Origin of the sequence: Neorhizobium tomejilense, from assembly GCF_964254135.1 — a bacterium.
In the GTDB taxonomy this organism is placed as follows: Bacteria; Pseudomonadota; Alphaproteobacteria; order Rhizobiales; family Rhizobiaceae; genus Neorhizobium; species Neorhizobium tomejilense.
The window spans coordinates 3,210,980-3,233,853 of sequence record NZ_CAXUSO020000001.1 but is presented as its reverse complement, the minus strand read 5'-3'; the positions used below and the strand labels follow the sequence as shown (position 1 = coordinate 3,233,853).

The 22,874-nt window shown below is 60.3% G+C and carries 7 protein-coding genes; 5 read left to right on the top strand and 2 right to left on the bottom strand.

Features of this window, described 5'->3' with window-relative positions:
- Window positions 1-167: 167 nt before the first annotated feature.
- The gene (locus ACSQ3G_RS16250) at window positions 168-1,271 is read right to left on the bottom strand and encodes a hypothetical protein (RefSeq protein ID WP_436110760.1); all 1,104 of its coding nucleotides are present in this window, start codon (window positions 1,269-1,271) and stop codon (window positions 168-170) included.
- 740 nt (window positions 1,272-2,011) lie between these two features.
- Between ACSQ3G_RS16250 and ACSQ3G_RS16245 the strand changes: the two genes are divergently transcribed.
- From ACSQ3G_RS16245 to ACSQ3G_RS16225, 5 genes are all read left to right on the top strand, one after another.
- Complete coding sequence (locus ACSQ3G_RS16245; protein ID WP_436110759.1) at window positions 2,012-15,679, top strand: beta strand repeat-containing protein; 13,668 nt, start codon at window positions 2,012-2,014, stop codon at window positions 15,677-15,679.
- Window positions 15,680-16,111: 432 nt separating this feature from the next.
- Entirely contained in the window at window positions 16,112-17,551 is a 1,440-nt protein-coding gene (locus ACSQ3G_RS16240; protein WP_436110758.1) for a TolC family outer membrane protein, read from the top strand.
- Between the two features lie 18 nt (window positions 17,552-17,569).
- Entirely contained in the window at window positions 17,570-19,726 is a 2,157-nt protein-coding gene (locus ACSQ3G_RS16235; protein ID WP_436110757.1) for a type I secretion system permease/ATPase, read from the top strand.
- A 38-nt stretch (window positions 19,727-19,764) separates the two neighbouring features.
- On the top strand, window positions 19,765-21,015 hold the full coding sequence (locus tag ACSQ3G_RS16230) for an HlyD family type I secretion periplasmic adaptor subunit (protein ID WP_436111727.1): 1,251 nt from the start codon (window positions 19,765-19,767) through the stop codon (window positions 21,013-21,015).
- 30 nt (window positions 21,016-21,045) lie between these two features.
- Window positions 21,046-21,675 (top strand): ribbon-helix-helix domain-containing protein, encoded by a 630-nt coding sequence (locus ACSQ3G_RS16225; RefSeq protein ID WP_436110756.1) that lies wholly within the window; start codon window positions 21,046-21,048, stop codon window positions 21,673-21,675.
- Window positions 21,676-21,715: 40 nt separating this feature from the next.
- Here ACSQ3G_RS16225 and ACSQ3G_RS16220 read toward each other — a convergent pair whose 3' ends face one another.
- Window positions 21,716-22,693, bottom strand: a complete 978-nt coding sequence (locus tag ACSQ3G_RS16220) for a transglutaminase-like cysteine peptidase (RefSeq protein ID WP_436110755.1) — start codon at window positions 22,691-22,693, stop codon at window positions 21,716-21,718.
- Window positions 22,694-22,874 lie beyond the last annotated feature (181 nt).

The window sequence follows — 22,874 nt, the reverse complement described above, 5'->3', positions numbered from 1 at the left end:
GGTTCCGAACATCGACAGTTTATCTGTTCATCTTCCATCTGACAGTCGGGTGATGCCGGAAAGGGGTCCGGTGTGCCGCGACTGTGAGATCGCCCCCTCGTGTCCCGGCAAATCAGGTTCGGTCATCCAGGCTCGGACAGATATCCCACGTGGGATGGACGAAGGAGCTAACGCGCCGGCTTTGGCAGGGCGTTCCAATTCGGATCCGGCCAGACGAAGGGGTTGCCCCCGGGGGCCGGCTGGGTTTCGGCAAAATAGCTCTGGCAGCCACCCGCCTCGTTCGGTTCGCCGACATGCACCCAGAAGCTTCGGCAGACTTTTTCGACGACGACGCGCCGGCATTCTGCCATGCTCGGCGGGTGCAAGCTTTCCTGCTGCAGAAAATCTCGGGTGACCGCCCATGCAATCTTCTGCAGCTCCTTGGCAAGGTCCCGGGGCACGGTCGGCGGCGCCGCGGCACCCTCGGGCGACTGGCGATAGATTGAGGCGTAGTGGACCGCAGCTACAAAATAGACGCCTATATCGGTCAGATGGACCTCGTCGCGGAATATCCGATCGAGTTTTTCCCTGGTGCTTCCGGTAAAACCGATAATCTTCCCGTCAAGTGTCCTTTTCACCAATTCCACGAGAGCCGTTCCGGCAGGCACGACGGAAAGGTTGGCCGGTCGCCTTTCAGCTCGCAGTGTCAGCTTCACTTTCTCCGCTACGCATTGCCATACGACGGAAGCGTTTGTCTCGTGTTCCAACCAGGGCTGCGGATTGTCCTTGTCGACGCCAAGCCAGGTGTGGACATAAAGGGTTCGGCCTTTCGGGTTGCCGTCGAGAAGGCGGTCGTGAAAATGGCGCAGATAGGCAATCGCGTTTTCCCATACGATCATGTTTAGCAAATTGTGGTTTTCCGCTGCGACAACAGTGTCGTAAGGGCGCCCCGTGGCGATGCGCCGCGGGCGAAGCAGTTCCTCGATGACATCCATCTGGTCGCCGTTGCGGTTCTTCCCGTACCTATATCCGGCCCAGCTGAAATCCTGGTCGTACTCACCTCGTGTTCGATACCTCAGCGGGGATCCAATGACGATCTGCTGCTCCCAGGCAATATTTTTGCCGCGGCTTTTGGCAATCATCTCGACCCAGTTGGCCAGGGGATTATCGATCAAGCTATGTCCGGTGAAAAGAACCTGCGCGGAGTTCTGTGGGGCATCGCCCGGTGTGGTTTCCTGCGAAGACGCCACGCCGGACAATAGCCATGCCAGGGACAAGATGACGGTACGCATCGCTGTCATAAGAGTTCCACCTTGAATGAGCGCGAGAACAACTCTGGCGGACGGAAATACGGCCTGGGAGCATAAACGCCGGGGATCCTGTCCAGCATCATGCACAAAAGGCGTAGGCCTTACCGTAACGGCGATGCGGCCGTCTGGCCGAATATCCTTATGGGGAGGCGGGGCAGCACTTGCCCGACCAGCTCGCCATCACCGCGTTCTGTGGCAAGTCGAGAAAATTTTATTAAATTTATACAGTATATATGGGTGGCGCTTCTCTGTTGCTGCAGTAATTCCTTGTGCCGAAAGCTATTCGCAATTCCTTCGGCCGCTTTGCCGGCCTTTTGAAAAGCAAATCAAGGCTTTCGGGCTCCGTTGAAACTCCGGCTATAGCTTGGCCGACCTATTTGACGTCCATGCCGAGTGTGCAGCCGTCATGGCCGGGGGCAGGCTTGAGAACCGAATCAGGTTCCCCGTCACAGACGAATCGATCGCCCAAGGCGCAAGGTCATTCGGCCAAGGCGCGTCTCTTGTCGTAACAACCGCCCCGGATAACTCTTTGGAAACCATGTTTTGCGGCCGATCGGGGCAAGATGTGTGGCTTTAATACGTCTTCCGCCGCCCCAGTTAACCTTCTGTCAATAAATCCGTTCCCGACACATAACCGGCTATATCGCGAAGGTTAAGGAAGTCTTGCTTTATATTTGGGGGCGGAGTTGATTGCGGCACAGTTTTTATTGGGGGTTAGAGTCATGTCCGTTGAAGATCCGCGCCTGTCGAACATCTCGGAAGAAAATCTGACTGAGAATTTCTCGTCGGAAATCCAGGAAGAGATCGCAGCCTCTTCTACGCCTTCTCCGATCGAGCATGAGATCCAGGTGGCGCAGGCCGGTGATGGTCGCACCCCGACGACGGGCCGCGTCCCGACGGATCCGAACGTGCCGGCCGCTGCTCCAGCAGCCCCGGCCGCGGAAGTGACCCCGGACGTCAACAACATCGTTCACCTGGCGACGAGTGTATCGATCGACGATATCCGGGTCGACGGCGCAAACCTGATCCTGGTGCAGGCGGACGGAACCGAGATCGTCATCGTCAACGGCGCGACCAAGATCCCGACGATGCTGATCGGCGAGGTGGAGGTACCCCAGCAGGTGCTCTTCGCCGCCCTGGAAGACAGCGGCATCAACGTCGCAGCCGGCCCGGACGGATCCTTTAGCGCCAGCGGACGCCCGGACAGTTCCGGCGCTGAATTCGACGACTCGATCCAGGGGAGCCAGAACGGCCCCATTCAGCTGGCCTCGCTGCTCGGCGATACGGAATTTGGCGATGGCGGAGGGCTTGACGACCGGACGGCGGCGGACGATCAGCCGGACGCCTTCGACATGGGTTCGCCGTTCATCTTCGCCGAATCGGTTCTGGCCGATGACGTTATCGGCAACGAGACGATCACGGGCACGCTCGGTTTCGACGGCGGTGACGATTTTGGCGTTGTCTCCTCGGTGAATTACCAGAGCACTTTCGACATGGCGGAAGGGACCGGCAGCGGTGTTGCCGCGCCGCTCACGTCCGGCGGTCAGGCGGTCACGGTATCGACCTCGGCTGACGGCCTGACGGTCACCGGCACGATCATCGTCGGCGAGACCACGGTCACCGTCTTCACGCTGACGGTCACCAACCCGACCACCGGCGCCTTCACCTACACGCAGTCGCAGCCTCTCGACCATCCGGATCTCGGTGAGATCGGTGCCGATGACGCCCTGCGACTGAACTTTACGTTCACGGTCACAGACAAGGATGGCGATTCCGATACCGGTTCGTTCTCGATCGAGATCGGTGATGACGGCCCGGTACAGAGCGAGGCGGGCAACGCCTCGCTGAACGAAGACGATGTTTCGACTTATCCTGCCACGGATGGCAGTGACGCTGCCAAAAAAACCGGTGACATCTCGCTCGGCATTTCCTGGGGTGCGGATGCCGATACACGCAATGGCGAAGGCGACACCTTCGGTCGTTCGGTCGGTTTTGCAAACGCTGCAGGCGCGGTTCCTGCCAATGCCGGGGGCGTCTACACAGATGCCACAGATGTCGGTCTCTCCGTCACTGGCGGGGCTCTGACCTCGGGTGGCAGCGAGCTTTATTACGTGATCACCGACCTTGGGAATGGTGGCCAGACGCTGACGGCTTATGTCGACGGCTCGGAACCGGCAGCGAAGGTATTCGAGATCTCGCTGGATCCGACCTCTGCAAATGGGTCTTACACGGTCGAGATCTTCCAGGAACTGGATCACAGCTCGGACTCGGATGCGTTGACGATCTCGTTCCAGTTCCAGGGTGTCGATGCCGACGGTGATGCCGCAGCGTCCGGCACGGCTTTGATCACCATCGCTGACGACGCACCGGTGATCGGCGCGGCCGGCGAAGGCGGCGAAGGCAAGGTCGACGAAGGTGGCAGCAATACCGCCCAAGGTTCGCTTGGCATTTCCTGGGGAGCGGATGACGGCAATACGAGCGAGGACGGCGGCTACGACGGCACCCAGGACGCCGGAGACCGGTCCGTGGTCTTCACCCCGGGCGAGGTCTCTGACCTGCCGCCCGAAGACGGCGATGACATGCCTGCGCTGAAGGTCGGTAGCCCGGCACTTTCGACGGCTGCCGTTTCGGCATTCATGCAGGTATGGAGTGGCGAGACCGAGATCGCACTTGGGAACCTGACTTCAGGTGGCCAGCCGCTCGTCTACACACTGTCGCCGGATGGCACTGTTCTGACGGCGGCCGACCAGGAGGGCGGATCGGTCTTCACCGTGACCCTCTCCGACACCGGCGCCGGCGGCTACACCTTCGATCTCCAGGGCGTTCTCGACCATCCCGGCCATGGCGAAACCGGCAGCGAGACCGACATTCTGACCTTCGAATTCACCTACACCGTGCGTGACGGCGACGGTGACGTCGCCGAGAGCACCTTCACGGTCGATGTCAAGGACGACGTTCCGGTCGCCACCGGCAACGCTGTCGAGGCCACGGCCGACGAGGACGACATCTCCAACTGGCTTTCGTCGGGCACCCATCCAAACGACGGAGCCGACGACGGTTCCACCTCGGACTTCTCGCGGATCGGATGGGGCGATGCGGCGACTGTGTCCGGCTCGATCGCCTCGGTCGTTGCCTTCGGCGCTGACGGCGCGGCAGCCGGCGGCGGTTTCGGTTTTGTCGCCGATGCAGCGGCCAAGATGCAGGCGCTGGCCCTGACCTCGAAGGGCGGCACGCTCTCCTATGCGATGATCGGCGATACCCTGGTGGCCTATGTGAATGTCGCCGGCGGCGCCGGCATCGGTTGGGGCGACCGGCCGGTCTTCTCCCTGACCCTCGATCAGGCCACCGGCGCATTTACCTACCAGCAGTACGACCAGCTCGACCACGTCGCCGGCAATGGCGAGAATACCGCCCTCAAGAGCGGATCGGGTTCGATCGCCGCCATCGACTTCGGCGCGGTGATCCAGGCGACCGACGGCGACGGCGACCAAATCGGCCTCGGCGGCAAGTTCTCGATCACCATCACCGACGACGTGCCGGTTCCGTCGATCACCACTACCGGGCGTTCAACCACGATCGATGAGACGGTCAATAATCAAAATCAATCAAACGATACCGGCAACCAAGCGGTAAGATCGCTGTTTGCGGCGGTTGCCAATGTTGGCCACGACGCCGACATGGGCAATGCGGCGATTTTTGCACGTAACGGCGACGCTCTGGTCTCGACGTCCTCCTCGAAGCCAGGCGCCGACGAGACGACCACCACGGTTCTTTCCCTGGAAATTGCCAGCGCCGGGCTTGATTCCGGCCTGGCGACGACCGGTGGCAAAGCGATCTTCCTGTTCGAAGAGGGCGGGTTGATCGTGGGCCGCTTCGACTCCGACGGCAACGGGACCCCGGACACCGCGGCGTTTGCGGTCGCTATCGACCAGTCCGGTCGCGTCAGCGTCGCGCAATATGTATCACTGCACCAGGGCAACACGGCGACCTCCAACGAGACTGTCAATCTCGGCGACAAGATCTCGGCGGTCGTCACCGCCACCGATTATGACGGCGACGTCGTGCGGGACACGGTCTCGATCGGCAGCCATATCCGCTTTGCCGACGACGGGCCGCTGGCATCCGGCGCGAAGGTATCGGTCACGGCCGACGAGGACGACATCTCCAACCTGCTGTCGTCCGGCAATCATCCGAACGACGGCGCCGCCGACGGTTCCACCTCGTCACCTTCGTTGCTCGGACTAGGCGATGCGGCGACCGTGTCCGGTTCGATCGCCTCGGTCGTTGCCTTCGGTGCTGACGGCGCGGCAGCCGGCGGCGGCTTCGGTTTTGTCGCCGATGCAGCGGCCAAGATGCAGGCGCTGGCCCTGACCTCGAAGGGCGGCACGCTCTCCTATGCGATGATCGGCGATGCCCTGGTGGCCTATGTGAATGTCGCCGGCGGGGCGGGCTTCGATTTGTTCACCGACCGACCGGTCTTCTCCCTGACCCTCGATCACGCGACCGGCGCATTTACCTATCAGCAGTACGACCAGCTCGACCACGTCACGGGCAATGGCGAAAACACTGCCCTCAAGAGCGGATCGGGTTCGATCGCCGCCATCGACTTCGGCGCGGTGATCCAGGCGACCGACGGCGACGGCGACCAAATCGGCCTCGGCGGCAAGTTCTCGATCACCATCACCGACGATATTCCGGTTCCGTCGATCACCACTACCGGACTTTCGACCACGATCGACGAAACGTCCGGCTTCCAGAACGACGACAGCGGCGCGGGCAGCATTGGCAGCCTGTTCGCCGGCGTTGGCAACCGCGGCGTGGACGCCGATCTCGGCGGGCCGATCTATGCCCGCGACGACGTAATCGATATCTCGGTCGAGAATGGTGCGGACGACAACGTCTCCACTGCACTGACCTTACGGATCGACGGTGGAAACGGCATCGATTCCGGCCTGATGACCACCGGCGGCGCTCACATCTATCTGTACCTGGAGGGAGAAGTCGTGGTCGGCCGCGTCGGCGGTGCCAACGGGTTGGCGGCCTTCGCGATCGCCATCGACGGCGACGGCCGCGTCAGCGTGGCGGAATATCTGTCGCTGAAGCATCCGAGCAATGCCTCCTCGGACGAAGGCATCAATCTCTCCGGGAAGATTTCGGCCGTTCTGACCGCTACCGACTATGATGGCGACGTGGTCACCAAGTCGGTTTCGATCGGCGACAAGATCGCCTTCGAGGACGACGGGCCGAGTGTTGGCGGAAACAGTGCCGTATGGGTGGACGACGACGATGTCGTCGGTGCCCAGGGAAATAACGGCGGCACGGGAGACCACGCCCGGGCAAACATCACCGGCGAACTTTCTCACGATTTCGGCGCCGACGGAGGGTCGATCGCCTGGAAGACGACGGGCGCGCCCACCGGTTTCATCTATGTGCGTGACGGCGATGCCCTGCTGGTCAAGCAGGGTGCGACCACTGTCATGACGATCACGCTCGACACGGCGACCGGGGCTTATTCGGTTACCCAGAATGCGGCGATCGGCCACCCGGCCGGAAACAACGAAAACGACGTGGCGTTCAACCTGACCTACACGGTGACCGACGGCGACGGCGATCGTGTCGATGGCACGTTGACGATCAATGCCGACGACGACACGCCGATCTCCTCCGGTGTAATCGGTACCGGCGCTATCACCGAAAGCGCCGCAGGCGGTTCGATTGCAGGCGAGCTTTCCGCCCTGGTATCGCCGGGCGCCGATGGCATCGGTCGCTACTCGGTTGAAACCACCGGTCTGTCCTCCAGTCTGACTTCCCTGACTTCCGGCGGTGTCGCCCTTACCTACTCTGTGGTCGGCAACGCGCTTGTGGCGAAAGCCGGCGCGGTGACGATCTTCACCTTCACCGTTGATCCGGCCACCGGCCATTACGCCTTCGCGCAGACCGGCCCTCTCGACCACACCCAGACGGTGGTCATCGATGGCGCATCGATCCCGGCTGCCGCTCTCGGCGTTGTCGGCAGTCACGCCGCAGTGCCCGATGTCGGTGGCAACCATCTTGCCTTCCTGGGGCGCATGCCGGACGAAGACGTCATCATCCGCGTCACCAATGGCGGGAATAGCGCTGTCACATGGATACTGAATAACAAATCCGGCGGCACGGATTATTCACTCGAAATCCCGGCCCACACCACCTGGTATGTGAATGTCGGCAATGTTGCCAACAGCACGAAATTCGAACTTGACGGTGACGGCTCATCACAGAGTACGACCGTCAACAATGGTCATCACCAGCCGATCGTCGTCATCGGCAACAATAGCGCGCTGGCGCTCGACCTTTCCTCCGCGGTCACGGTAACCGACGGCGACGAGGACCGCGTGGCGCTCAACGGCCAGCTGATCGTGACGGTCACCGATAGCGTGCCGACGGCCGGCCCCAATGCTTCCGGAACGGTTGAGGAAGGCGGCACGGAAACCATCACCGCCGCCCTGACGGGCCTTGCCTGGGGCGCGGATGCCGGCAGCGCGCGCACGCTTTCCTTCACAGGAAATGTCGCGACAACGGATCAAAACGGTGCTCCAGTGGCGGGGCTCAGCTCGAGCGGCCGACCGGTGACGATCGACGTCATCAATGGCGTGCTGACCGGGTTCGTCGGCTCTGCCAACCCGCCGGCGCCAGGCGATATCGTCTTTACGGCATCGCTCAATGTGGCCACCGGCGCCTACAGCTTCTCGCTGCTTCAGCCGCTCGATCATACGGCTCCGAATGCGACGAGCCAGTATCTCGACCTGGCGCTCAGCTTCACCGCAACCGACGCGGACGGCGACGCCGCCACCTCGACGGTCACTGTTCGCGTCGATGCCGCCGGAACGATCGGCTCGATCAACTATTCCAACCTCTCCACCAGCGTCTTCGTCAACCTTGACGATGCCGCCCACATGATCGGCGGCCAGACGGTGGCTGCCGACACCGCCACCGACGGTGCTACCGTGATCGACAAGGTCATCGGTATCGACAGCGTCTCGGGCATCGTCGATGCCCTGGGTGGTGCCGGCAACGATGTGTTGATCGGTGGCGACGAAGCCAACAAGCTCACCGGCAATGGTGGCAGTGACCATCTGGACGGCGGTCTCGGAGCCGATATTCTCGATGGCGGCGCCGGCAATGACACCTTCGTCCTCGGCGCGGATGTGACCGGTTCCGGTACCCGCAACATTCAGCGCGCCGACGGCAGCCTCATGGCAGTCAGTATCGCCGGTCTTGCCGGCACGGCCGACAAGGTCGTCGGTGGCGCAGGATACGACACGATCATCCTCGATCGGAACGGCAAATCGGGCTTTGTGGCCGATTACCGCACGGCTCCGGATTATCTTTCCGGCATCGAAAAGATCGTCGGCACCGATGGCAACGACGTCATTCTATTGGCTGCAGGTTCCACCGCGGATGGCGGGCCGATCACCATCGAAGGCGGTGCCGGCAACGACATCATCGGCGGCTCGAATTCTGCCGATGTCATCAATGGCGGTATGGGCAACGACCTGATCTTCGGCCTCGGCGGCAACGACACGATCAACGGCGGGACCGGTGGCGACACCTTCAACTATGCCATCGGCGAAGGCGTGGACACCATCGATGGCGGCGCGGATCCTGACGCTCTCCTCACTTCCGGAAACGCTACTGCGGAATCGGCAATTCTTACTGTCACCTCGACCGGCTTCACCCTGGATGTCGACGGTGATGGCATTGTCGATGTCAACGCCACCAACATCGAATCGGTGGTGCTCTATCAGGCCGAGGGTGCCGACAAGATCACGGTACGTGGCCAGGATGCAGGCGAGACGATCACGATCTCAGGCAACTCCAATCTCCTGCAGGTTTTCGGCAACGGCATACCCTCCATTGCCGGGATCAGCACGTCCGAACTGACCATCGAAGGCAAGGGCGGCAATGACGCCATCAATGCCAGCAGCCTCAACACCGTTGCGCTGCCGCCGGTCGCCCTCACCCTGGATGGTGGTGCCGGCAACGACACCATCACCGGCTCGGCCGGCGCAGACACGATCCTCGGCGGCGAAGGTAACGATACGGTCCTCTACAAGGTCGGCGCCGGCGCCGACATCATCAATGGCGGCTCGGAAACCGGATCAGCCAACCCGGACTACGACATACTCAAGATCGCCGGTGACGCGGTTCAGCGCAGCTTCAACATCGCCAAGGCCACCAGCGGTACCGATATCGTCGCGGGCGTCAATGCCACCGACATCCTGGTCAGCTATACCGGTGCCAACGGTGCAACTGTCCGCGCCGATGAGATCGAGCGTATCGAAGTCACTCTGGGAAGCGCCGGCGACAGCATCTCTGTCGGCGACCTGAGCGGCACGGCAATCGCGCCGACGACGGTGGCGATCAACGGTGGTATCCGCAACGACACCATCGACCTGACCGGCCTGGTCGGCACCAAGGTTGAGATCAACGACGTCGACGACACCACGGGCGGCGACACCGATACAGTGAAACTGGCCGGCAAGTGGGCCGATTACACCATCACCCGCGCATTCGATGGTACCTTTACCTTCAGCCTTGGCGGCAACGTCGTGGCGACGGCAAAGAATATCGAGCGGTTCACCTTCATGGGTGAGAACGGCGGTCTCGGCGGCACCATCCCTGCTTTCGATCTCATCAACGATGCGCCGATTGCCGCCGCTGACAGCGACACCGTAATCGAGGCCGGCGGCATCGCCAACGGCACGGCCGGCGACGCCTCGGCAACCGGCAATGTGCTGACCAACGACAACGACGCCGATATCTTCGACACCAAAACGGTTACTTCGATCCGGTTCGGTGCGGGCGCGGCGACGGCCGTTCCCGGCAACAATGGCGACGTCCTGGTTGCTGGCACCTACGGCATGCTTACCATCCATGCGGACGGCACCTATGCCTATGCGCTGGACAACAATGACGCCGACACCCAGGCCCTTGCCCAGAACGCCAGCGTCAGCGAAGTCTTCACCTACGGCATGAAGGACGCTCACGGCCTGACTTCGACGGCCTCGCTGACGATCGCCATCACCGGCACCGGCGACGCAACGGTTGTCGACCTGAACGGCGCTGCTGCCGGAAACGATACGGCGACCAATGCCACGGAACAGACGCCGCAGCAGTTCGCCTGGCAGGCAAGCCTTGCGGACGTCGACTCTTCGACGCTGCAGTCGATGACGGTCACGCTTGCCCACAACCTTGATGGAGCAAGCGAGACGCTCTTCCTCAACGCGACGGCAACCGCTGCCGCCGCGGGCTTGAACGTGGGTTACAACTCAACCACTGGCGTGCTGTCGATCACCGGTTTGGCATCGATCGCCACCTATCAGACGATCCTCAAGAACATCGTCTACCAGGACAACAGCGACAACCCGGATACCTCGGTGGACCGCACCCTGACCGTCGTGGTCAATGATGGGGTTTCCGATAGCGCGCCGCAGGTTGCGACCATTCATATGATCGCCATCAACGACGCGCCGGTATTGGCCGGTACGTTGACGGCGACGGTCGCCGAGGGCGGCAGCCAAGTCCTCAGTCTCACCGAACTCGGCTATACCGATCCGGACGATGTCGATGGCGGCGTGGTCTTCCACGTCTCAGACGTGACACACGGGTTCATCACCAATGGCGGAGCCCCGGCAACCTCGTTCACCGCGGCCGAACTCGAGGCCGGACTGATCAGCTACACCCACGACGGTTCGGAAGGCCCGACCGCATCCTTCTCGGTCAAGGTCGAAGACGGCAACGAGGACAACTCGGCACCCGGCACCAGCACCTTCAACTTCGCCGTGACGCCGGTCAACGATGCGCCGGTGGCAGTCGATGACTACTTCTTTACAAACGAAGATACCGCCATCTCGGGGCTGAAGCTCTTCGCCAATGATAGCGACATCGAGGGCAATCCCCTTGCCGCTAATGGCATTACCGTTGGAGGCCAGCTGGGCGGATCCATCTCGTTTGAGCAGAATGGCACCCTGTACTACAAGCCGCTGGCCAACGAGAGCGGATATGCGGTCCTGCAATACAGCGTTTCCGATGGAAACCTGACCAGCACGGGCACGGTTACCATCGACGTCCGTCCGATCGCCGACACCGCTACGATTTCCGGTTCCGGCCTGGGCAACGAGGACGCTACGGCCGCTCTGAGCCTCAACATTGCCCTTGGTGACACCGACGGCTCGGAAAAGGTGACGCGGGTCGAACTGTCGGGCTTCCCGCTGGGTGCGACTTTCAACCAGGGCGCGCTGGAAGGCGGTGTCTGGGTCATCACCAATACCGCCGGAGTCAACACCACCGGCCTGACGATGACGCCTCCGGCCAATTATGCCGGGAACTTCAATCTCAGCGTTTCGGCAACCGTCCTCGACAGCGCCACGCTGTCCGACCTTGCGGTCCACACGGATACCAAGGTGTCGACGGGTTCGATCGGCGTCAGCATCACGCCGGTCAACGATGGCCAAGCTACGATTTCGGTCACCGATCTCACCCAGACGGCAACAGATCCGACCGTCGGCGATGTTCTGCGAGCCACGCTGGGTTCCGACCCTGACGGCACGGCGACCAACGTCGTCCACACCTGGCTGCGTGACGGCAACGACACTGGCGTAACCACGGCGGATTACACCCTTACGGCCGACGATGTCGGGCACCAGATATCAGTCCGGACCACCTATGTTGACGGTCAGAACTTCAGCGAGACGGTCACCAGCGGTGCAACCGCAGCCGTAATCACCAACAACCATGCGCCGGTTGCCGTAAACGATACGCTGTCGTTCGGTGGTGGCGCGACCCCGGCTCCAAGCGGCACGGGCTGGTCGCTCAACGCCGAGAACGGCCATTACTACAAGGTGGTTGCCGGAAACTATTCTTGGACCCAGGCAGCGGCTGCTGCAGCGGCTGATGGCGGCTATCTCGCGACCATCACGTCGCAGAGCGAGCAGAACTTCATCCAGAGCGCAGGCACGCTGGGGACGAATTGGTACGTTGCCCAGAATGCTTGGATCGGCGGTTCCGACAGCGCTACCGAAGGCACCTGGAAATGGGTAACCGGTCCTGAAAGCGAGACAACGTTCTGGACCGGCGCGAGCGGTGGCACACCCGCCGGTTATGAAAACTGGAACACTGGTGAGCCTAACAACTGGGGGGCGGGAGAAGACCACGCTCAGATGATCTTCGTCGCCGGCGGCCTCTGGAATGACGGCACCAACACCACGGCGCCGAACGGCCAGTTTGGAGACTATGTCGGCTACGTCGTGGAAGTCGGCGGCGCCATCACCAATGGCGGCATATCCGAGGACGTTACCAAGACATTCGCGGCTACACTGCTGACCGCCAACGATACCGATGCCGACGGCGACGCACTGACGGTGATTTCGGTGACCAACAGTGCCGCCGGTGCTGTCGTTACTTTGAACGGCGACGGCACGATCAGCTACAACGCTTCCTCGTCTGCCACGCTGCAGGCGTTGGGTGCCGGCGAAACCGTGACAGACACCTTCTCCTACACCATCGACGATGGTCACGGCGGCACGGCAACGGCAACGGCGACGATCACGATCAACGGAGTAAACGACGCACCCGTGATCACATCTAGCGCGACCATCAGCCTTGTGGAAAATAGCAGCGCTGCCTACCAGATCGTCGCCACTGACGTCGATCACGATACGGCGCTGGTCTACTCGCTGACCGGCACCGACGCGGCATTGTTCAACGTCTCCTCGACTGGTGCCGTGACGTTCAAAAACGCGCCGGACTTTGACATTCCGGCAGATAACGGAGCCAACAACAAATACGATATCATCGTCCACGCTACCGATGGCATCGCCGACACGACTAAGGCCGTGCAGGTCTCCGTGACCAATGTCAACGAAGCCCCTGCCGTCGGGAATGAGCCATATGCTGTAGGTCGCGGGTATTCATTCACCGGAGCCGACGCCACTTACGGCAACCAGGTGATCACGCTGCCTGCGGGACTGTTCACGGACCCGGAGAACGCAGCGTTGACCTGGTCGGTAAATCTGCCTTCGGTGAAGTGGGCGTTCGACAGTTCGAGCCACACGCTGACCTTCCAGAACGACGTGCCGACCGGTGTATATGACATTGTCGTCAATGGGTCGGACGGCGTGAATACCGCTTCGCAGACGATCAAGGTTTGGGTGGCGGGGTCTACGGCGGTATCCCCGACAGCCAATGGCAATGCAAACCACCTCATTGGCGGCAACACCACTAACGATAATATCAATGGTGGCGACGGTAGTGATTTCATCCATGGTCGTGGCCGCAGTGATAATTTGTCCGGCGGCAACGGTGTGGACGTCATCTATGGTGGCGTTAACGACACCAACGGTAACGACACCATCTCCGGTGGTTCGGGTGACGACTACCTGAATGGCAACGAGGGCAACGACACCATCTACGGCGACGGTGACAACGATTGGCTCGATGGTGGGGCCGGCAACGATCAACTCATCGGCGGAACCGGAAGCGACACAATCCTCGGCGGCACCGGCAATGATACAATTTACTATGGGAGCGGCGACGGTGCGGACCGTGTGTATGGCGGCTCTGGCGACGATACACTTTACGTCGACGGAACTGGGAACAGCGATATCCTCAATGTTGTCGTTTCGAACGGTGTTATCACTCAGTTCGCCGGTGGAACGGTTCAGGATGTCGAGAACATCGCACTCTATATGTGGGACGAAGGCAGTGCTGGAGATACGCTAAGCTACAGCGGTACAGCCTCGACCGAGAATATCACCGTTGATCTTGCGGCCGGTACGGCGACAGGTTTCAACGACATCGTCGATGTGGAGAATGTTACAGGTGGCAACGGGAATGATACGCTAACGGGTGCTTCGGGGACCAACACGCTGATCGGTGGCGCCGGCAATGACACGCTCATGGGCGGCGCAGGTGCAGACACGCTGACGGGCAACACAGGGGCGGATACTTTCAAGTTCGCAAGCGGCGCGTCCGCAGTTAGTATTGGCGGTAGCGGCAACGGCGGTTCCATATCGGGTTACGATGTGGTTACTGATTTCAACGTGGCCGATCATGACAAGCTTGAGTTTACAATAGCGCCCTTTGCTGTTGGCAATACTTCGGGGGTCGACGGGAACAATTCTTCCCTTACGATTAACGGTGCGACCGTGAAGTCGCATGCCATTTCAAATGGCATTATTACTTTCGATGATAGCGGCACCTACAGTTCGAGTTCGCCTCTGACGCTAGCCTCCATGTCTAACGTTGCTGCCGTGGTGCAGTATTTGCGAGCCAATGATCTGGGCAGCGCCGGTGCCACTGTAGCCTTCACAGCAACGATCAGTGGAGTTGCCCATACCTTTGTCTATCAGCAGGTTGGAAACAGCCAGAACGTTAACAACGACATCCTGATTGATCTCGTTGACGTTAATCTGGCTAGCTTGTCGGCGCTTATCTCGGCTGCTGCCGTCGACCCCATCATCCTCGATCTCGACCGCAACGGCTTCGCCTTCACATCCCTCGAAGACGGCGTGAAGTTCGACATCGATGCTGATGGCCACAAGGATCAGGTGGCCTGGACCAAGACCGATGGCATCCTTGCCTTCGATGTCGACGGCAATGGCAAGATCGACAACGGTTCGGAAATCTTCACCCCGAACTTTGCCGGTGGCACCCATGCCGGTGGCGTGGCGGCGCTTTCGACGCTTGACGTCAACCATGACGGCAAGATCGATGCCTCCGATACCGGCTTCGATAAGCTGCTGGTCTGGCAGGATGCCAACGGTAATGGTGTCAGCGACGAGGGCGAGCTGAAGGGCCTGAACGACTACGGCATCACCGGCATCTCGCTCGATGCCGAGAGCGCGGAAGGTTATCTCGACGGCCAGGCTCTGTTCGCAGAAGGTTCGTTCACCTACGCAGACGGTTCGACCGGCTCCTTCGTCGAGGTCGGGTTCGACACTCTGTTCAGCGATGCGCCCGACCACGTGCTGGTCGGAACGGATGGTGACGATATCCTCGCCGCCATGCCGGGCCTGACGCAGATGACCGGCGGTGCCGGCGCGGATACGTTCGTGCTCGATCCTTCGGCCCTGCACGAACTGGACATGGCCGACATCATCACCGACTACAAGTCGAACGAAGGCGATGCGGTCGATGTTTCGAAGCTTCTCGACACCCTGCTTGGTCATCAGGCTACCGGTGAAGAGGCTGCCGCGAATGTTCGCACCACGATTGCCGGCAACGACACGACCGTCAGCGTCCAGGTCGCGACCGACAGCTGGAAGGATGTCGCCGTGCTTCAGAATCACACAGAAGCCGTCAAGATCCTCTTCGACGACGACAAGCACTCGGCCAACATCTCGCACGTATAAAGCGAAGCGTGCTGCAGGTCAGAAACCAGAGAAAAGGCGCGCAAGCGCCTTTTCTTGTTTAAGTAATGTCTTGCTAAACAATTTGAACGGCAAGCTACTGTTCTAGATTTATACAATTGGCAGGCGTGGGGCGCGTGTATCCTCGCACCGGGAAGAGTGGTTCTCCATGTGTCCCGGCGGCTACACAAGAGGTAAATGTATACGCCTGTGGAAACGGGCGGAATTATCTACTTTTGCGTCCAACCAGTTGGCTTTCTAAATTTTTTGTTAAAAAACAAATGGATGGATGGTTTCCATTTGGTAATTAACCCTAGAATGATGAATATCGGAAGCAGGCTTGGGCCGCTGATTTAGAAATGATAATACTTCCCAACGAAATCGCCGCAGTATATGAATGCCGACATGGGGTTTTAATCGGCGAGGGGCTTCCGATTGTTTAAGAGCACAAGAATTTTAGCGACGCTGCTGGCGACTGTAGCCTTGGGGGTCGTGTTTAGCGCACCTGCCAACGCGATGACGCTCGATGAGGCGGTAGCAAAGACTCTCAAAACCAATCCGCAAATCATGCAGGCGGTAGAAAACCGTGAAGCGGTTGAGTTCGAGCTGCGGCAGGCGCGGGGTCTTTATCTTCCCTCCATAGATTTGCAGGCAGGTGTAAGCCGCCGTAGACTGTCTAACAGCAGTACTGGCACGCTGACCCGCGACTATGAAAACTTCAAAGGCTCCGATGCGAGCCTGACAATTACTCAAACGTTGTTTGACGGCGGCAACCGTCGCTCTCAGGTGGAGCAGCAGGCATCGCGCGTTGATGGCGCTTCCTTCCGTGTTGTTGAGCGGTCCGAGTCGTTGGCTCTTCAGGTCACTCAAGATTATCTTGAGTATATCCTGCAGTCCAAGATCGTCGGCATCGCCCAGCAGAACGTCGCTGCCCACAGCCAGATTCTCGGCGATATCGGAGCCAGCATCCAGGGCGGTGCCTTGACCGACGCCGACCGTCTGCAGGGCCGTGAGCGCCTCGAGGCGGCACGAGCCCGGTTGCGCGAAGCCCAGGAAGAGCTGGAACTGACGAAGATCCGCTTCCTGAAGACGGTCGGAGAGCCGATCGGTCCGGTCAAGGTGCCGGTATCGCTCGCGAAGTTCATCCCGAAGACGCTCAACGATACGATCTTCATCGCCAAGAAGAACAGCCCGCAGATTCACGCGGCCGATGCCGACGTCGATGCGGCTGATGCCGGCGTTCGCGGTTCGCGCGCCAACTATCTTCCGAAGGTCGATCTTCAAGGTAGTGCACGCGTCGGCAACGACATCGATGGCAACCAGGGCAATACCAACGACGTTCAGGTCGGCGTGACCGCCCGCTGGAACCTCTATCGCGGCGGTATCGACCAGGCGCGCGAGCAGGAGCAGATCCGTCGCGCCAGCGAACAGCGTTACGGTTTGGCGCAGGCCCATCGCGAGGTTGAGGAATCCATTCGTTCCGCATGGAACGAGCGCAGCGGCCGCGGCGAGTTGTCGACGATCCTGGCGCGTCAGTCATCGACGAACGGCAGCCTCGTTTCCTCGTATCGCGAGCAGTTCAAGGTCAATCAGCGTTCGCTTCTCGACGTGCTGGATGCCCAGAACACCCGTTTCAACACCAGCATTCTTGCGGAAACCGCACGATTTGCTTCGCTTTTCGCCGAATACAAGATTCTGGCCGCATCGGGCAGCCTGCTTCAGTCGATGAAGCTGAAGCCCGTCGGTCAGGCTGAGGCGTATGCCCGGAATGAGTTTGCTGTCCCGGGTGGCGTCACGAATCCTGGCTATGTCGAAGTTGACTCCCGTCAAAAGGCTGGCATGCCCATGGATCTCCTGGCGCCGATCCGACAGTAACGGATTGGCAAGGACCAAATGCTCAACGTAAAGCTCGACCACGCAGACACGACGCCGTTTCGGACATTTAAAACTGCATTCAGGTCTGTTGCGAGCTTTTACGGGCGCCCGACGTCAGACATCGTCCTGTTTTCCGGATTGCCGGATGAGATTTCCGAATCTCTTGAACTGGACGATGTCGAGCATCTGGCGCAGCGCATCGGGCTGGAAGTCATCCGCCACGGCGAACGCGAATGTCGCGAGGGCAATTTCGATTGCCCCGCCATCATCGTCTTCGAGAACGGCGGCGTCCTGCCGCTGCTGGAGACCGATGTCGATGGAAACTACGTCACGGATCTGGTTCCGGCCTCGGGAAATCCCGTCAAGCTGACGCGTCAGGAACTCGTGGCGCTGAAGCCGAGCTTCGGTTTTGCCTTCACGCTCTATTATCAGAACGCGTCCGACACTGCCTCGGTCGGCATGGCCGGAGAAATCGAGCGCCGGCACTGGTTGCTGCGGGCGCTGGTTCCCTATTGGCGCACCTATATGCGCGTCATCATGGCCGCGCTGTTCATCAACCTGATTGCGCTCGGCTCGCCGCTGTTTACGATGAACGTCTATGACCGCGTGCTTCCCAACAAGGCATTTCCGACGCTCTGGGTGCTCGCCATCGGCATCACGCTTGCCTACACGTTCGATTTCCTCTTGAAGACCGCCCGCGCCGCGCTCATCGATCATGCCGGGCGTAACGCGGATCTGCGTCTTTCCCAGATGATCTTCGACAAGGTGCTGAATTCGACGCTCGCGTCGCGTCCGCTGTCGACTGGCGAATATGCCAACCGCGTCACGCAGTACGAGTTCGTCCGCGAATTCTTCACGTCCAACACGGTCGGCCTGCTGATCGACACGGCGTTCGTGTTCATCTTCCTGATCGTGATCTACATGCTTTCAGGCTGGCTTGTGGTGATCCCGGCCGTGGCTCTGGTGCTGTCCGTGCTGATCGGCCTGCATGCCCAGGCCAAGATCGGCCACCGCATGGCGGCCGCCACCAACGAAGCATCGCGTCGCCAGGCGCTGCTGGTCGAGACGATTTCGACCATCGAGACGGTGAAGAGCCTCCGCGCCGAAGCGGGCATGCTGCGTCGCTGGCAGGAGTTGATGAAGCTCTCGAGCCGCACCAGCGAGGAAATCAAGCATGTCTCCTCGAATGCCGTAAACCTCACCAATCTTGTCCAGCAGATGGTCAGCGTTCTGATCGTGATTGCCGGCACCTACGAGTTTTCCGAAGGCCATCTGGCAATGGGCGCGATCATCGCGACCGTGATGCTGGCTGGCCGCGCGGGGGCACCGCTCGGCCAGATCGCCATGGCGCTTGCCCGGTTCCGGCAGGCGATGACGTCGCTCAAGATCCTCGACAAGATCATGGAGCAGCCGGAGGACCGTCCGTCCACGGTGGGTTTCGTGAACCGCGAGATCAAGCGGGGCGGCTTCAGCTTCCAGAACGTCTCCTTTCAGTATCCGGGATCTGACTACAAGGTCATCAATCAGCTTTCGCTGACCGTCGCTCCTGGCGAGCGGGTCGGGATCATCGGCCGCATCGGCTCGGGCAAAACGACGCTCGGTCGCCTGCTCGACGGCCTTTTCCTGCCGTCCGATGGCCGCCTGCTGATCGACGGCGTCGATATCCGCCAGTATCACATGTCGGAAGTCCGCTCGGCGGTCGCGGTGGCCGGGCAATCGTCCGATCTGTTCTCGGGGACGGTAAAGGAAAACCTGCTGATCGGCCGCGCCGATGCGACGGACGAAGAATTGCTGCATGTGTCGCGCATGACCGGCGTCGACGAGTTCGTTTCCAACCATCCGCGCGGTTTCGACATGCCGGTCGGGGAGCGCGGCAGCAATCTCTCAAGCGGCCAGAAACAGGCTCTGGCGATTGCGCGCCTGCTTCTGACCAAGCCCAAGATCGTTTTCCTCGACGAGCCGTCGGGCGCCATGGACCTTGCAAGCGAGCGCCATCTCCTCGCCAAGCTCTCGACCGCATTCAGCCGCGAGACGACGCTGCTGATCGCCACGCATCGCTTCAGCATGCTGGAACTGTGCGACCGGCTGGTGGTGATCGACAAGGGCCGCATCGTTGCCGACGGGCCGAAGGCGGCCGTGCTCGAGGCGATGCAGCGCAAGGGAGCAAAGCCGTGAGCAGAGGCGTTCACGACAACCCCCCGTTCTTCGCTCGCATGCTGGTCGGCCTGGTGGCGGCCTGCATGGCGACGTTCCTCGCCTGGGCAGCGCTTGCCGAGATCGACGAGATCGCCCGCGGCGAAGGCAAGGTCATTCCCGTTTCCAAGACGCAGATCATCCAGTCTTCCGAAGCCGGCGTCGTCCAGGACATAGCTGTTCAGGTCGGCCAGGTCGTCCGCAAGGGGGATTTGATCGTCCAGCTGAACAATACGACAACCGAATCCACGCTCGGCGAATCCGTTGCCAAGGCGAGGGCGCTCGGCGCCAAGATCGCGCGCCTGCAGATGGAAGAAAAAGGCGAATACGACCAGCAATTCGTATGTCCGGCCGATGTCCTGGCGGTCGCCAAGAACGTCTGCGACAACGAAGACCGGCTGTTCCAGGCCAACAAGGCCAGTTACAAGAACAAGTTCGATGTGCTTCAGGAGCGCATGAAGCAGCGGCAGAACGAACTCAGCGAAGCCAATGCCAACATCGATCGGCTTGAACAGAATATCGCCGCCTCGACGCGGCAGCGCGATCTTTACGGCCCTCTGGCCAAAAAAGGACTGGTCTCGCAGACACAGCTTCTGACGATCGAAAGCCAGCTTACGGACCAGCAAGGCCAGCTCAAGGTCTATCAGGAAAGCCTGATACGCCTTCGTGGTGCAGTCGAAGAAGCAAAGCTCCAGGTGGGGGAAATTTCGCTGGTTATCCGTCAGCAGGCCCTGACCGACAAGGCGCAGGCCCTCGCGGAGCTCTCCGTCATCGATGAAACGATCCGCGGCGCTTCGGACCGCGTCAAGCGCACTGATATTCGCTCGCCGGTCGATGGCATCGTCAATACCCTGGAAGTCAATACGATCGGCGCCTATGTGGATCCGGGCCGTGTGGTTGCCGGCATCGTTCCGACGGCCGACACGCTGCTGATCGAAGCCCGCATATCACCGCGCGATGTTGCGTTCGTCCGCCGCGGGCAGCCGGCCATCGTCAAGATCACGGCCTATGATTTCGCGATCTTCGGCGGGCTCGACGGCGAAGTGACCAACGTTTCAGCCGACAGTATCGTTGAGAAGGAAAAGGGCGAGACCTACTACCTCGTCCAGGTCAAGACCAACAAGTCCGAGCTGGAACGCAACGGCAAGCTCTATCCGATCATTCCTGGCATGATTGCGTCCGCCGAAATCATGACGGGTCGCAAGACAGTCCTCAGCTATCTCATGAAGCCTATCAATCGGGCGCGTTCCGATGCGCTTACCGAACGGTAGAGCCCTCCAATGAAATCAGGTGCGCTTTCAATGTCCGGCATCGAACCTGCGGGCGATCCGCTGCCGATCATCGACAAGGAAGAAGTCGAGCCGCGTTTTCGCGCGGTCGTGGCGCGCAATGGCGAGCGCCGCGGTATCAGGCTCGAGAAAATCTATTGGGAAGGCCTCAGCCGCATGTCGGCGGCGGGCAAGATAACCACCGGCGATCTGGTCCAGTACACCGCGGCCCAGATGCCGGAGGGAGGCAATCTTACCTCGCTGCTGCGTGTCCTCAGCCTCAAATGGGCGCTTGGACGGCTGGCTACGGTCGAGGAAGTTTCGTCGCTCGAAAATCTCGGTGCGCTGGTCCAGGCATCGCCGTCCCCGACGGTCGTGCTGACGCGAGAAAAGCGGCTGCAGTTCTTCAACGAACCGTTTCTTGTCATGCTTCGGCAGCGGTTGGTGGGGGAGGATACGTCGCAGCTGATGAAGACCCTGAAGTTCTCGATCGACACGCAGATCGAAGACGCAATGGATACGCTGCAGATGAATCGCGGCAAGACCTTGAATACCGGCTTCACGATTTCCTGCGCCAGACAGGTCGTCAAGGGGCAGATCAATCTCGCCCTTGCCCCGGCACACGAAAAGCCGATGCTGATCGGCTATATTTCCCGTTATTGACATCCAGGGCCGGAGCGCATCGCATCCCGGCCCAGAAAGCTTAGAAGTTTACACCTTCGCCTGGCGCAATCTTTTCCAGCGGCGTTGCCATCGCGACGTTCTGGTCCTTGCGGCGGGAGCCGTGCAGGAAACCCTTGCCGCCCTTGATCGAATAGAGCGGCATGTAGTCGGGAAGCTGCGTATCCAGGAGAACCTGGTTGCGCATGTTGTCGAGGATGAAGAACTTGCCGCCGGCTTCGACCGAAAGAACGGCGTGGTAGAAGTGCCGCTTCTGGTCGAACAGGACGACGATCGACATCTGGTCGGGGTCGATGCCTTCCGCGCGAAGTGCCGCCATCTTGAGGATCGCGAAATCTTCGCAGTCGCCCTGCTGCTGGCTCAACGTTTCCCGGGGCGTGCTCCAACGGTCGGTAACCTTGTAGGCGTCCTGGTCGGTGCGGTAGCGAATGGACTGGTTCACCGCGGCATTGACGGCGTTGAGCTTGTCGCGGATCGACGATTGCGACGTGTTCAGGCCGACGAGCTGGATGGCGGCGAAGGCCGGGCTGCAGCCCTTGCCGTTGCATTTCACCGCGGTGCCGCTGTCCATTTCTTCGAGGGCGGGCGCGAGCTTCTTCAAGGCGGCAAGGCGCTTGAAGGGGATGGCGACGGTATCGAACACCGCGCCGTTGGGCGCTGTCGGCTCTACGCGCTTGGATGGAGACAGGTCGGCCGGCTTGATTGCGACCTCGATTACATTCGCAGGTCTTGCCGCGGGCAGAGCGATCGTCGAGCCGAGCTGGCTGAATGTCTGAAATGCTGCGGCAACCTGTACGTTCCGGAACGCAAGCGAAGCCATGATGGAGAGCGGCGTCGGAAGATATTCCAGGATATGAGTTCCGATAACCGCCACGCCGGCTCCAGTATTGGTCGGAAACTGTTGGTTTGCGATTGGAGCGGAGATGGCGGCGGAAGCAATGAATGGTAATGCTAGAGCTGTAGCGATTGCGACTTTCAGGGTATTCTTCTTATTCGCCATTTTTTTATCTCCCTTGATAGAGAGATGCTAGCAAGCGCTGCTGAATTTCTGGTTTTTGAAGATAGATAATCTATAAATAAGTTATTTGAGATAAAACGTATAAAATTTTATATTTACACGAGGGTGCTTGTTAATGATTTTTGTCTGGGATAGCATGGCGTTGCCACAACCAAGAAGGCCG